Source organism: Niallia yueguangensis (assembly GCF_052663115.1).
On sequence record NZ_JBQTCX010000006.1, the window covers coordinates 204,458 to 217,697 of the forward strand.

The following is a 13,240-nucleotide window of genomic DNA, read 5'->3' on the forward strand; positions in this document are numbered from 1 at the left end:
TAGAAAGAAAAGATGATAGATGACAAAAGAAACTCAACTTAATAAGTCTCTTACTTGGAAATTTACGATAGGATCTATTTTACTTTTGGCTGTTTTTTTTATTGCGATGATTTTAGGTGCCGCAGATACAGCAGTAAAAGATGTTTGGCTAGCACTTACCTCTGATATAAAAAACGATAAAATAACCTTGCTTCGTGAAATTCGTTTACCAAGGGAAGTAGCAGGAATAACCGTCGGAGCCGCATTAGGTGTTTCTGGTGCTATTATGCAAGGAATGACAAAAAATCCACTCGCTGATCCAGGTTTGCTCGGATTAACAGCAGGAGGAAATTTTGCCCTTGCTTTAACTCTTGCCTTTATTCCATCCGCTAATTATTTCACTATCATGATTGCTTGTTTTATTGGATCTGCCATTGGAACATTGTTGGTATTTGGGGTCGGATTAATAAAACGAACTGGATTTACTCCCGTAAAGCTTATATTGGCTGGGTCAGCAATTTCAGCATTTTTAACTGCTCTTGCAGAAGGGATTAGCATTTATTTTAAAATATCAAAAAATGTATCCTTGTGGACCGCTGGTGGGCTAATTGGCACAACTTGGGGGCAGCTCAAGCTTGTCATTCCATTTGTTTTAATTGGAATATTTATTTCTATTTTTTTATCAAGACAACTTACTATATTAAGCTTAAGCGAAGATGTGGCTGTCGGTTTAGGACAAAAAACAAAGTATATAAAAACGATTCTTTTTATTGTGATTACCATTTTAGCCGGTTCCGCTGTTGCACTGGTTGGAAACATGGCATTTATTGGGTTAATGATTCCACATATCGTCCGAGCTATTATTGGACCCGATTACCGTTTTGTTATCCCGATGTCCGCAATATGTGGAGCAATATTTATGTTAATTGCGGATACGTTAGGAAGAACGATTCACGCACCTTATGAAACACCTGTCGTAGCAATTGTTGCCATGTTAGGATTGCCTTTCTTCTTATTTATAGTAAAAAAAGGAGGGCAAGCATACTGATGATTCATCCATCTTTACTTAAGAAACAGCGCATTACATTATTGATTTTAATACTAGCCATTGTTGCTACTATTTTTATTAGTTTAGGCTTAGGAGCCTCTTCATTATCTTATAATCGATTAATGCCATCATTTTTGGGAAGCGGATCATTTAAAGAAGAGTTTGTATTATATTCCATTCGACTGCCTAGAATTATTATTACATTTTTATCTGGTATAGCCCTCGCTTTATCAGGTGCTATTTTACAAGGGATAACCCGAAATGATCTTGCTGACCCTGGAATTATTGGCATTAACTCAGGGGCAGGGGTAGCTATTGCTGTTTTCTTCTTATACTTTCCAATAGAGGCTGGAAGCTTTACCTATTTGATTCCGTTTTTTGCTTTTATTGGTGCTATCATAACATTTGGTTTTATCTATTTCTTTTCCTATGATCGGACATTTGGGTTCCAGCCAACAAGGCTCGTATTAGTCGGCGTAGGATTTTCCATGGCATTGTCTGGCTTCATAATTGTACTTATTTCTTCTGCAGACCGTGCGAAAGTTGATTTTATTGCGACCTGGTTAGCAGGTAATATTTGGGGAGATGATTGGATATTTATATATGCCATACTGCCATGGCTAATTATTCTTATCCCTTTTACGATGTTTAAAGCATACCGTCTAGATCTTCTCGGGCTCAGTGAGCCTGTCACAGTTGGTCTTGGTGTATCAATTAGCAAAGAAAGAAGCATCCTCTTTATAGCTGCCATTGCACTTGCTGCAGCAGCTGTTTCAGCCGCCGGAAGCATTGTTTTTATCGGACTAATGGCTCCTCATATCGCTAAAGCATTAGTAGGTCCGAGAAATCAGGTATTTCTTCCAGTTGCTATGCTAATTGGCGGCATGCTGCTTTTACTTGCAGATACAATCGGCAGAAATATTATCGATCCGAACGGTATACCTGTAGGCATTATGGTTGCTTTAATTGGGGGCCCATATTTTATTTTCTTGTTATTAAAAAAATAAATTAAGCAATTACTACTAAAATAGAGATTGATAAAATAATTTTATAACTGAATAAACTCCCAATATGATTGGGAGTTTTTCTTCATATTATTAATGAAGGCAATTATCCTTTAAGCGGAAAGCGAATGATAACCGTTGTCCCTTCTCTTTTGGCGCTTATTATATTTATTTCCCCATAATATTTTTTTATTATATTAAAGCATATCATCATTCCTAATCCGGTCCCTTTACTTTTTAGTGAATAAAAAGGGGTACCTAGTGATTGAACCTCTTCTTCTGTCATCCCTTCCCCTTCATCAATTACTCTAATTTCCACACTGTTTTTTTGCTTTACCGCCTGTATTTCGACTGATTGACCATAGTTGGATGCCTCTATTGCATTTTTTATTAAGTTAATCATTAACTGTTTAAATTCTATTAAATTCATCATGATAAAGCAGTCTGCTTGAATGTTTAAATAAATCTGATTATCTCGTAATAATCCATATGATTTCACTAAATCTGTTACACTTTTAAGCGCAGCAGCAACATCTATTTTTCTCATTCTTTTATCTCTATCTGGTTTCGCAACCATTAGAAATTGAGATATTACTTGTTCAGCTGTATTTAATTCATCAATCATTAAAGAAAAGTTTCTTTTCGTATCAGCATGAAGTGACGTATCTTTTTTGTAAAACTGCAAAAAACCTTTAACTACTGTCAATGGATTTCTTATTTCATGTGCGACTGCTGCAGCAAGCTGTCCCGTTGTAAGCAATCGCTCTGATTGTTGTAATTGCTCATAATATAATTGCTGTTTTTTAATTCGCGCCAAAGTAAACTGAAAAATAAAAAATAAAATTGCCTGACTTCCGATAAAATTAATAATATTACCAAAAATATTTATTTCCATATAGTTATACACCGGATCATCTTCCATTAAATAAATATAACTATGCGTCATTGTATATAAAATACCATTTAGAATTAACGAAAAATAAAATAACTTTGCATCAAAAAATAATATCGAAATAGCTGGAATAAAGCAGATGAAAATAAAACCTGACCATACTTCCGGGTATATAAAAAATAATGCATAAAAGTAAGTAGAACCTACTATCATAATGATTATTCTCAAAAGAGTTGTTTCAAATTTAGGATAAATTAAAAGCAGGATGGAAAAAAGAAATACTAGTACAATATGTAAATAGTTTCCGATTCGTAATTTTTCCAAACCATAGCATGTGGAAAAAATTCCAGCAATCATTAGAAAGATAATAACCGCCATAATATAGTAGTATAATTTTTGAGTCATTTCATTAAATTGCTTCATTTTGCAAACACCTTTTTAATTGAATATGTATTTATTTATTTATTAACAATTCTATCAAAAGAAGGTAACAATTAGTATCTTTTTTCAAATACTGCAAATTACATCTTGTTAATGCCATTATTCTCTTATTGTATTTCCAAACTTATCTTGCATTAAACCTTCTCTTTATTTAATAATGCTCTGTTAAACTTGCCCTTAGGTGTTCGCTTTCCGCAGGAGGTCTGGGAGCCTCCTCGGCACTGTGCGGAGGTCACTGAAAAAGTGGATGCTATGAAATATAGATAGTGAAAATCCAAGCACTCAGAGGTTTTCGTTCGGTTTTCCAAGGCTTACCACACGCTTTCCGCGGGGCGAGCGCCGAGCCTCCTCGTCGCTTTGCTCCTGTGGGGTCTCGCCTGTCTCGCTAATCCCGCAGGAGTCGTACGGACGCCTCTCCTAACCAACATGATGGTCGTTTTCAAACTCTCTATACCATTTTTATCCTACTAAATATAAGGGTTTTACCTATAATTTTTATAATTAAAATACTTCTTCAGCGGCCTCGCTGTGCGCCTGTGGGGTTTCCCTCTGCCTCGCTTTCCCAGCAAGAGTCTCACGCTTTCCACTCCAATCAACAGAGTGTCAATATTAAACAACACAGCCTTTAATAAAAACAAAAAATGAGCCCTCTAAGACAGGCTCAACCTTAATGAATAGTAATCAGAATGATTCCGCTGCTACCTATCACTCTTATTCCCAAATTAATTGCCAAGTGACTCCAAACTTATCCGTCACCCATGCTACTTGACGAAAATGAAGAATTGGTTCGGGTCCCATCATCACGACTCCCTCTTCCGATAGATTCGTAAATAAATGATCAAATTCTTTTTGATCTTTACATTCAATTAATGATGATACTGCCCAAGTAAATGCTGGACAATATTCTTTTTCCATATCCAGCACCATAAACTGCTGTCCCATTAGTTCAAATGTTCCATTAAGAAGCTTCCCTTCTTCTCCTCGATCTTCCTTTGAAATACGAGTTAGAGAAACCAATTTAGAATCTGGAAAAATAGAAATATAATAATTCATCGCCTCTTCTGCATTTCCACTAAACGTGAAAAACGGTGTAATCCTCTGTCTTGATTTTTCCATACTGTTCCCTCCATTCATCTTTCTATCTGTTTTTTTGGATTCTCCAAATAACCAGAATAATCGGGATGTACAGCTCCCCTCTTAAACTTGCCCATTTTCAGCAAAAAGCAAACTACTTTATTACTTTTATACTATCATTAATTGATTACTTTTCCCGAAATTTATTATTCTTCTTCAACACGTTTTTGCGTCTTCGCGTTGAAGTGTTAAAAAAAATTCATTGACGCTTATCGGAATCTTTTCTATAATTAACTCCAATATCAAAGCGATTGGGGACTTTTACCATGAAAGAATTTTTTCATAAATTATTGACAGGCATGAGTATAGGGATTGTCGTTTCGTTAATACCAAATGCATTATTAGGTGAATTATTAAAGTTATTAATACCTTCTTTTCCAGTTCTACAACATGTTTTAGATATTACAACCATTGTGATGAGCTTATTGCCGGTTATGATTGGGGTAATGGTCGGTGTTACTTTTAAGCTGCCATCTATTCAAACAGCAAGTGTAGGGATTGCTGCAATGGTCGGAAGTGGGGCTATTCAGAAAACTGCCGACGGTTTATTTGCGTTAAATGGCATTGGAATTGTTATTAATACTGGGATTACAGCAGCTTTAGCTGTACTATTTGTGCAATTTATCGGGAATCGATTTAAGGAGTATTCTATTCTTTTGCTGCCGACTTTAAGTATCTTAGTTCCTGGAATGATTGGCTACGTAATCTTACCTTATATCAAATCTACTACTGGTATAATTGGAGTAGGTATTGCAAACATCACATCGTTGCAGCCTGTTGTGATGGGTATGATTATTTCTGTTGTATTCTGCATCATTATTTTATCGCCAATTTCAACTGTTGGAGTTGCTACCGTAATTTCACTATCAGGCATCGGATCTGGCGCTGCCAATCTAGGAATTGTGGCAGCAGGCATCGGGCTAGCTATAGCCAGTTATAAAGCCAACGCACTTGGAACAGCATTAGCACATGTACTTGGTTCTCCAAAAATCCAAATGCGCAACTTCTTCATGAAGCCAAAAATTATTATCCCTATGGTTATTACAGCAGCATGTTTGGGAGCATTAGCAGGTTTATTAAATATTCAAGGTACACCATACAGCGCCGGTTTTGGATTATCTGGTTTAGTCGGGCCGCTAAACTATATGCACCTAGCTGAAGGCGGCTGGACAACCGAAAATATCCTTATTATGATAAGCACTTTCTTTATTCTTCCTTTTATCTTAAACGTTGTACTTATTTATGTATTTTCGAAAAAACTAAAGATGATTAAAGCAGACGATTATAAACTGCATTTTGATTGATTTTAAAAAAGCTGACTTTGAAAGTCAGCTTTTTTAAGCTTTGGCTGTTTTCGTATAGATTGTTGCTTTTAAAATCGCAGCCTGAATACACTTCGCTTTCCGTGGGCGAGCGTCGAGCCTCCTCGTCGCATACGCTCTGCTTAAGTCTCGTCTTTCTCGCATTCCCACAGGAGTCTACGTGTATTCAGTCTGCTGAGTACTTCTTCTCCCATTTTTATTTACGTAAAAAACAACACAAACTTTGAGATAACAACCTAAGCTTTTAATGCTAAATATTGTTTTAGTAGAACATTGTTTTGTATAATGTCTTCTAATGTATATTGATCGAGAACTTTTAAAAATTGCTGAAGCGCTTCATATAGTATGTGCTTTAACGAACATACAGGCGTAATAATACACTTGTTTTGATCCTCAAAACATTCTACAATATGAAAATCTTCTTCGGTTTTACGCACCAATTCTCCTATATTGATATCAGCTGGATTCATTGCTAAACGCATTCCTCCATTTCTGCCTCTTATTGTTTCGATATATCCCATTTTCCCTAAATTATAAATAATTTTCATTAAATGGTTTTTGGAAATATCGTAAATTTCCGCAATATCTTTTATATTGACTAGTTTCTCTTGATTATTATTTGCTAAATAGATTAATACCCGAAGTGAATAATCTGTATAACTAGTTAGTCTCATATTTATCCTTCCTATCCATATGTAGAATTATTACGTTTTTCATAGTGTAAATGTGAACACTTTGTTAATTTTTTAACATAAGACTCTAAAAGATGTATTTCAAATATTGCTTTTGTTGTTTATTCGTTCTAGTATTAAGAATATATATTTAATATACTACTATAAAAAAGGAGGCTTTTCATTATGCTATCACAGAAAACAATAGAAATTATTAAATCTACCGTTCCAGTATTAGAAGTGCACGGAGCACAAATTACAACTATTTTTTACAAAAATATGTTTGAAGCACATCCAGAATTATTAAATATCTTTAATCATACGAATCAAAAACAAGGAAGACAACAAACCGCCCTTGCAAACACGATACTTGCAGCAGCTAAGTATATAGATAAGCTTGAAACCATTATTCCTGTTATAAAACAAATCGCCCATAAACACCGCAGTTTAGCAGTGAAACCGGAACATTATCCAATTGTAGGACAATTTCTTCTGCAATCAATAAAAGAAGTTCTCGGAGAAGCCGCTACAGAAGAAATCATTAACGCTTGGACTGAAGCTTATGGTGTCATTGCAGATGTTTTTATTTCGATTGAAAAAGAAATGTATACAGAAGCCACCGACCAAAAAGATGGATGGAGCGACTATAAAAACTTTAAAGTAATGGATAAAGTAAAAGAAAGTGATTGTATTACGTCCTTTTATTTAGAAGCAGAAGACAATACTGCTTTACCTTCATTTAAACCTGGCCAATATATTTCAATCCGACTTTCTATTCCTGGAGAGAAATATTTATTTAACCGTCAGTATAGCCTGTCTGCTGCACCAAATAAAAAACATTTCCGAATTTCTGTAAAAAGAGAAGCAGAAGCAACTCAGCCTAATGGGATAGTATCGAACTATCTTCATGACAATATTAATATAGGAGATATACTGGAAGTTACGGCTCCTGCCGGTGAATTTACTCTTAACGACAAGATCGAACATTCAAAAGTTGTGTTTATAAGCGGTGGTGTAGGAATTACTCCATTTATGAGTATGCTAAATGCTATTGCTGAAAAACAGCCAAATCAAGAAATAGAATTTATTCACGCTTCAAGAAACGGCAGTGTTCAGGCATTTAAAGAAGAATTAACAACATTGGAAAAAGAATTAACGAACTTCCACTTATCTTTTGTATACGATAACCCTACTGCTGAAGATAAACAAAATAACCATTTCAAAAAGCAAGGGTTTATTGATACGGACTTATTACAAACAAGTATAACAAAAAAAGATGCTAACTACTTTGTATGTGGACCTGTTCCATTTTTACGCAGCATTCTTTCCAGTTTAAAAGAATTAGGTATTAACGATTCCCATATTCATTACGAATTTTTTGGTCCTTCCGTAAATTTAGAAAACGAAAGTTAATCAACTCACTAATTCTTTTTTACAAAATTATTAGTTTTATTTTATTATACATCTGTTCATAGCGCTAGTGAAAAAACTCGACGGAAATCGGAAACTAAATGAATTAAAATAGGCTGATTGACAAAGATTGTCGACCAGCCTATTTCTATTTAACGAGTTACAGCAATAATTCCCTCTTCCTCATCCAACACAAGCTTTATTCCAATATACGGATCTATATGCAAATACTCATCCATCCATAATCGCAAAGCTTCTATTATATTTTGTGTAACTAAAATTTGCTTGCGGTCATGGACATATGCTTCTGCAGAAAAACCATAATCATCATCGTACATTAATTCTACTTCCACTTCTTGCGGACTCACTTGCTTTTTCCGAGAAATATATACACAAATGGCATTGATGATGTCTTGTTCAGGAATTAATGTCTCCATCCATTGGCTTCCTGTCTTTTTTTATTTTTATAATATGAGAAGATTTTGCGGATTACTCCAATAACAAACACGATGGCAATCATGTTAATAATGAAGCCTAATATTGAACCTAATACTCCCATATTGGCAAATAAACTGCCAAATAATAATCCTGCAATTCCACCAACCATTAAGCCTCTCATGAATCCGCCAGAAAAGAAACCTTTTTTCGTATTGTTTTTTGTAGTAGTATTTGTATTATTTGTTTTCTTTTTTTGGAAAAATGAATTCGTATTAGTGTTAGAATTAGACTGATTAAAACTCTTTTTCCCGGACTTATATGATTTTGCTTCTACTGTTGTTGTTTGATCTTGAATCATACTCCCAATAGGTGAAAATAAAAGTGTTACTGTTAAAAATGCTGCAAATAATTTTTTCATCATTACTATTCCTCCATTATGTTTTTTTAAGGCTGTTTTCGTATAGATTGTTGCTTTTAAACTCGCAGCCCGAATACACTTCGCTTTCCGTGGGCGAGCGTCAAGCCTCCTCGTCGCATACGCTCCTGTGGGGTCTCGTCTTTCTCGCATTCCCACAGGAGTCTACGTGTATTCAGTCTGCTGAGTACTTCTGCTCCCATTTTTTCACGTAAAAAACAAAAAACTTTGAGAAAACAGCATTTTTAATTATTACTAAATCATTTTAATGTTCTTCTGTTTTTCTCCTCCTTTATAAAAACAAAAAACCTTCACCAACTAATTGGTAAAGGTTATTAATAGACATATTTATCCCTTTACCTAATTGGCAAAGGTCTCGCAAACAACATATTTGTTGCCAGTTAAGCCGGTGATTGATCCATCACGTATTGACGACATAACTGTTAGCTACTCCCCTTTGGAGTATATAAATAATTGTACAAGAACATTGTATAATAACAATAGGCTAACGTCAACTAACGAACTTAAAAACAGATTGAAAAAGGCAACTAGTGCTTATAACCAATCATTAAGTGAAAATTTAGATAGTTTAAACAATACACTAAAATCGAAAATAATGATAATATGTGGGAAAGGAAGTCATGTTATAAAACCTCACATAAGTTTTACCACCTATTTATTTTACTTCATTAATTAAGACATAACTTTCATTTTTTCAAACAATGATTACAGATGAAGGTGAATTTTATTAATAACATAAGAAAGGAATGAATTTTTATGAGCTTAGAAGCATTAAACGAAAGAGTAAAAAATGATCTAGCCTACCTTAACTTTGGAGGTCCAGATTGGGTTCGTCCTCTTCATCATCCTGAAGGCCATGTATACGATGTCGTCATTGTCGGTGGTGGACAAAGCGGTCTTGGCATCGCTTTTGGTCTATTAAAGGAGCGAGTATCCAATATTCTTATCATAGATGAAAATACGGAAGGATTAGAAGGACCTTGGGAAACATATGCACGAATGGTAACATTGCGTACTCCTAAGCAATTAACATCGATTGATCTTGGTGTCCCTTCTTTAACATTCCGTTCATGGTGGGAAGCACAAGTTGGTTCAGAAGGTTGGGAAGAGGTTGATAAAATCCCTCGTGGCGATTGGATGAACTATTTACGCTGGTATCGTAAAGTGCTTCAACTGCCGGTAATAAATGAAGTCAAGCTAAACGACATTGAACCAACAGAAGAAGGAGTTCATCGTTTACATATTGGTGGAGCAGGGGCTCCATCTGATACAATACTTGCGCGCAAAGTAATTTTAGCTACTGGCATTCAAGGCGGCGGAGAATGGCATGTACCGCCAATGATTTCCGATAAATTACCACGCAGCCTGTATGCGCACACCTCTGAATTTATTGATTTTGAAAAATTAAAAGGGAAAAAAGTTGCTGTTTTGGGTGGCGGAGCGTCGGCATATGATAATGCAAATTTCGCTCTATCAGAAGGTGTAGGCGAAGCACATGTATTTGTTCGCCGTACAGAAATGCCACGTATCAATCCTATCCGTCAAATGGAAGCTTCGGGAATGATTGAACGTTTTCCAGCATTGTCTGATGCAGATAAGTATGCAGCAATGTCCCATTTTTTCAAACATAATCAGCCACCAACAAATGACACGTTTAATCGGGCAGCTTCATGGCCTGGATTTAATCTACATTTAGGTGCGCCATGGCTCGATGTTGAAGCTACAATCGATGGTGCAGTCGTAACTACACCACAAGGAAAATTCACTTTTGATTTTCTTATCATCAGCACAGGATTGCTTACAGACCCAGGATTGCGTCCTGAGCTAAAGCGTGTCGAAAAGTATATTGCTCGCTGGTCGGATTATTATGAAGCTCCTGAAGAGGTATCAAATCCAATGCTTGATGCTCATCCATATTTAAGTCCCGGCTTCGCTTTCTTAAGTCGAAAAGAAGAAGGGAAAAAGCTTCTGCACGGCCTATTCGCCTTTAACTATTCTGCTTTAATCAGCTGTGGTCTAGCCGCTTCTGCCCTTTCCGGCATGCGCTACGGAGTACCAAAAATTGTATCAGCAGTTGCGGATGAGCTATTCCTTGACGACCGCGACCAAAACTTAAAAGACTTCTTTGAATATAATGTTCCTGAATTTATTGGGGAATGGCCGAAGAAAGAAGTAAAATCATAAACAGAAATAGGGAACAAGACAAGTCTCGTTGACTTGTCTTGTTTTTTTGTGTTCCACCATATTAAAACATGTAACATTACATCACTGTAGCATGTTCTTTTTTTAGAAAAAAAGACATAATCCACAGAAATTTCTCATGAAATAAATAGTAGTGATTTTATTACGGAAGTGAGGAAAAAACATGTATTATCCTCCTGTTAGAGAAACAAATAACCCAATGAAACGAAGTATGACATTGTTTGGAAATAGCATTCTTTCCTTGGAACCGAATATAGCTGTGGTTCAATTAGGTGTAGTAACAATGAATGTAGAGCTTAAGCTTGCCCAACAAGAAAACGCACGCATTATCCAACAAGTCATTCAATCTTTGTTGCAGCTAGGCATTGCTCAGAAAGATATTCAAACAATAGACTATACTATTTATCCTCAATACGACTATGTAGATGGCAAACAGCAATTTAAAGGGTATCAGGTAACACATATGCTTTCTGTTACAATTGAAAACATGGACCAAACGGGTGAAGTGATTGACACGGCTGTGCAAAATGGGGCAAATAGGGTATCAGATATTAAATTTACTGTTAAAAATAAAGATATTTATTATAAACAAGCGTTAAAAACAGCACTTGAAGATGCGATATCAAAAGCAAAAACATTGGCAAAATCCATGCGAGTCAACCTTGATCCCGTCCCTGTTAAAATCATCGAAAAATCAACCGAACCAGTTCCCCGCCCTTATAAAACGGTCGCGAGTTCGGAACTTGTAGGGGGGGTATCTACAACTATTGAACCAGGACAGATAACGATAGAAGCAAAATTAGAAGCGGAGTTTTATTACTTTTCGTAAAAAAATAAAAATGCATGTGGTGATGATGCCGCATGCATTTTTAAAACTTTTGACATTACCTATTCAAAAATAACCTTTGCTGCTTTTCTAATCTCTATTTTCCAATCAATTCCTGTTCCGATATTGTATAAACGAGAAAAGGAATCTTGATTGACTGCAACCCCGATGTTTACGAGTGAGTTTACGTATACTAACGGTTCGCCAATATTCACATCAGCGAAAGATTTAGAAAATTTAACAATATTTTGATAAACCTTTTTTGTTCCATGAAATATGGATACTTGTAAATAATCTCCATGATCAATTTGATTTTCTTTTACTAACGCAAGAGGAATATTAGTCCAAAGCGATCCAAATCGTATATCTAATACATCAATATTCCCGGCAATGATGCCATTTTTGGCTACTGAATCCTCAATCTTCAACTTTTCAACTGTTTCACATGGAACAACTTCTCCTAATTCTGTAAAACTTACTTCCTTGCAAGCTAATCTAGCACCGTTATAGGCATATATGTCGCGTCCATGGAAAGTATGACTTTCTTCAGAATGAGGCAGACGGCTTACTACTTCATTTATCACCCTTACTTCCTCAATTCCTTGATAATGTTCTATATGCGTTAATGTGCCATTATCGGGAGTAATAATATAATGACCAGATTTTGTTTTACAGACGATGCTACGGCGATCACTGCCAACTCCTGGGTCCACTACCGAAACAAAAACTGTTCCTTTTGGCCAATAGGAAACCGTCTGCAGCAAACGATACGAAGCTGCCCAAATATCATATGGCGGAATATCATGTGTTAAATCTTGGACTACTATCCCATTGCTTACTGTATAAGCAACACCATGCATAGCACTCACTGCTCCATCAGAAAGGCCAAAATCCGTTTGCAATACTAAATAGTTACTCATTTTAAAAAAACACTCCTTTAAAATTAAAGCTGTATCTTATACTATTCTCAATAGTTTAACCATTATTATCCATAAATAAAAAACGCCCTCTTACGAATTTCCATAATCAAACTCGTAAAAGGGCGTATTATACGCGTTACCACCTTTAATTCACATAAGCATCACTGCTTATGCCTCTACCAGTACTTAAGCTGTTTCTCGTCATACTGTTGCACGAATAACGGGTGCTTCCGTAGCGATCTAAAAAAGGTACACCCCTTTATTCAACCACTCGACTCCAAGACCATCTTCCAACTCTACTATCCACTGCCTGCTTTCACCAATCCAGGCTCTCTGTTAAGTTTCATTTCGAGTGTACTCTTCTTTTCTTCGTCATTTTTATTTTTCCCAAAAATCTTTGCATTAATCATGCCACGCACTAATAATTGTGTCAATATAAAATTGTCTGATTTTTCAAATACTAATTCTCTCTGTCTTTCTTTCTATGTCAATAAAAAAAGAAGTTTTGTAGAAACAC

General features: G+C 35.7%; 12 protein-coding genes and 1 other annotated feature. Of the genes, 6 read left to right on the top strand and 6 right to left on the bottom strand.

Features of this window, described 5'->3' with window-relative positions; translation table 11 throughout:
- The first annotated feature begins 19 nt into the window (after positions 1-19).
- Both ACTYA4_RS08135 and ACTYA4_RS08140 read left to right on the top strand, forming a co-directional pair.
- On the top strand, positions 20-1,027 hold the full coding sequence (locus ACTYA4_RS08135) for a FecCD family ABC transporter permease (protein WP_443480822.1): 1,008 nt from the start codon (positions 20-22) through the stop codon (positions 1,025-1,027).
- The gene (locus ACTYA4_RS08140; protein ID WP_443480821.1) at positions 1,027-2,034 is read left to right on the top strand and encodes a FecCD family ABC transporter permease; all 1,008 of its coding nucleotides are present in this window, start codon (positions 1,027-1,029) and stop codon (positions 2,032-2,034) included. The genes ACTYA4_RS08135 and ACTYA4_RS08140 overlap by 1 nt, the downstream gene beginning before the upstream one ends.
- 103 nt (positions 2,035-2,137) lie before the next feature.
- Here ACTYA4_RS08140 and ACTYA4_RS08145 read toward each other — a convergent pair whose 3' ends face one another.
- The gene (locus tag ACTYA4_RS08145) at positions 2,138-3,346 is read right to left on the bottom strand and encodes an ATP-binding protein (protein ID WP_443480820.1); all 1,209 of its coding nucleotides are present in this window, start codon (positions 3,344-3,346) and stop codon (positions 2,138-2,140) included.
- A 729-nt stretch (positions 3,347-4,075) separates the two neighbouring features.
- Entirely contained in the window at positions 4,076-4,480 is a 405-nt protein-coding gene (locus ACTYA4_RS08150; protein ID WP_443480819.1) for a VOC family protein, read from the bottom strand.
- 284 nt (positions 4,481-4,764) lie between these two features.
- Here ACTYA4_RS08150 and ACTYA4_RS08155 point away from each other — a divergent pair, with 284 nt between their 5' ends.
- On the top strand, positions 4,765-5,802 hold the full coding sequence (locus ACTYA4_RS08155; protein WP_443480818.1) for a PTS sugar transporter subunit IIC: 1,038 nt from the start codon (positions 4,765-4,767) through the stop codon (positions 5,800-5,802).
- Positions 5,803-6,056: 254 nt separating this feature from the next.
- Here the strand turns inward: ACTYA4_RS08155 and ACTYA4_RS08160 are convergent, their stop codons facing one another.
- Positions 6,057-6,494 carry an RrF2 family transcriptional regulator gene (locus tag ACTYA4_RS08160; protein ID WP_443480817.1) on the bottom strand — a complete coding sequence of 146 codons (438 nt, stop codon included), beginning with the start codon at positions 6,492-6,494 and terminating at the stop codon, positions 6,057-6,059.
- A gap of 183 nt (positions 6,495-6,677) precedes the next feature.
- Here ACTYA4_RS08160 and hmpA point away from each other — a divergent pair, with 183 nt between their 5' ends.
- Complete coding sequence (gene hmpA, locus ACTYA4_RS08165) at positions 6,678-7,904, top strand: NO-inducible flavohemoprotein (RefSeq protein WP_443480816.1); 1,227 nt, start codon at positions 6,678-6,680, stop codon at positions 7,902-7,904.
- 149 nt (positions 7,905-8,053) lie between these two features.
- Here the strand turns inward: hmpA and ACTYA4_RS08170 are convergent, their stop codons facing one another.
- Positions 8,054-8,338: a YxcD family protein gene (locus tag ACTYA4_RS08170; protein ID WP_443480815.1), complete on the bottom strand. Its 285-nt coding sequence runs from the start codon at positions 8,336-8,338 to the stop codon at positions 8,054-8,056.
- The gene (locus tag ACTYA4_RS08175) at positions 8,326-8,757 is read right to left on the bottom strand and encodes a hypothetical protein (protein ID WP_443480993.1); all 432 of its coding nucleotides are present in this window, start codon (positions 8,755-8,757) and stop codon (positions 8,326-8,328) included. Before ACTYA4_RS08175 ends, ACTYA4_RS08170 begins: the two co-directional genes overlap by 13 nt.
- 774 nt (positions 8,758-9,531) lie before the next feature.
- Here ACTYA4_RS08175 and ACTYA4_RS08180 point away from each other — a divergent pair.
- A complete protein-coding gene (locus ACTYA4_RS08180) occupies positions 9,532-10,959 on the top strand; it encodes an NAD(P)-binding domain-containing protein (RefSeq protein ID WP_443480814.1) in 1,428 nt (475 codons plus the stop codon).
- A gap of 181 nt (positions 10,960-11,140) precedes the next feature.
- Positions 11,141-11,806 carry an SIMPL domain-containing protein gene (locus ACTYA4_RS08185; RefSeq protein ID WP_443480813.1) on the top strand — a complete coding sequence of 222 codons (666 nt, stop codon included), beginning with the start codon at positions 11,141-11,143 and terminating at the stop codon, positions 11,804-11,806.
- A gap of 59 nt (positions 11,807-11,865) precedes the next feature.
- Here the strand turns inward: ACTYA4_RS08185 and ACTYA4_RS08190 are convergent, their stop codons facing one another.
- On the bottom strand, positions 11,866-12,723 hold the full coding sequence (locus tag ACTYA4_RS08190; protein WP_443480812.1) for an SAM hydrolase/SAM-dependent halogenase family protein: 858 nt from the start codon (positions 12,721-12,723) through the stop codon (positions 11,866-11,868).
- Positions 12,724-12,838: 115 nt separating this feature from the next.
- Positions 12,839-13,102, bottom strand: a binding site (T-box leader).
- Positions 13,103-13,240: the final 138 nt, after the last annotated feature.

Bases quoted from the DNA above. Each gene is read 5' to 3' on its own strand.
- ACTYA4_RS08135 (WP_443480822.1), top strand. From the start codon at position 20: ATGACAAAAGAAACTCAACTTAATAAGTCTCTTACTTGGAAATTTACG.
- ACTYA4_RS08140 (WP_443480821.1), top strand. From the start codon at position 1,027: ATGATTCATCCATCTTTACTTAAGAAACAGCGCATTACATTATTGATT.
- ACTYA4_RS08145 (WP_443480820.1), bottom strand. From the start codon at position 3,346: ATGAAGCAATTTAATGAAATGACTCAAAAATTATACTACTATATTATG.
- ACTYA4_RS08150 (WP_443480819.1), bottom strand. From the start codon at position 4,480: ATGGAAAAATCAAGACAGAGGATTACACCGTTTTTCACGTTTAGTGGA.
- ACTYA4_RS08155 (WP_443480818.1), top strand. From the start codon at position 4,765: ATGAAAGAATTTTTTCATAAATTATTGACAGGCATGAGTATAGGGATT.
- ACTYA4_RS08160 (WP_443480817.1), bottom strand. From the start codon at position 6,494: ATGAGACTAACTAGTTATACAGATTATTCACTTCGGGTATTAATCTAT.
- hmpA (WP_443480816.1), top strand. From the start codon at position 6,678: ATGCTATCACAGAAAACAATAGAAATTATTAAATCTACCGTTCCAGTA.
- ACTYA4_RS08170 (WP_443480815.1), bottom strand. From the start codon at position 8,338: ATGGAGACATTAATTCCTGAACAAGACATCATCAATGCCATTTGTGTA.
- ACTYA4_RS08175 (WP_443480993.1), bottom strand. From the start codon at position 8,757: ATGAAAAAATTATTTGCAGCATTTTTAACAGTAACACTTTTATTTTCA.
- ACTYA4_RS08180 (WP_443480814.1), top strand. From the start codon at position 9,532: ATGAGCTTAGAAGCATTAAACGAAAGAGTAAAAAATGATCTAGCCTAC.
- ACTYA4_RS08185 (WP_443480813.1), top strand. From the start codon at position 11,141: ATGTATTATCCTCCTGTTAGAGAAACAAATAACCCAATGAAACGAAGT.
- ACTYA4_RS08190 (WP_443480812.1), bottom strand. From the start codon at position 12,723: ATGAGTAACTATTTAGTATTGCAAACGGATTTTGGCCTTTCTGATGGA.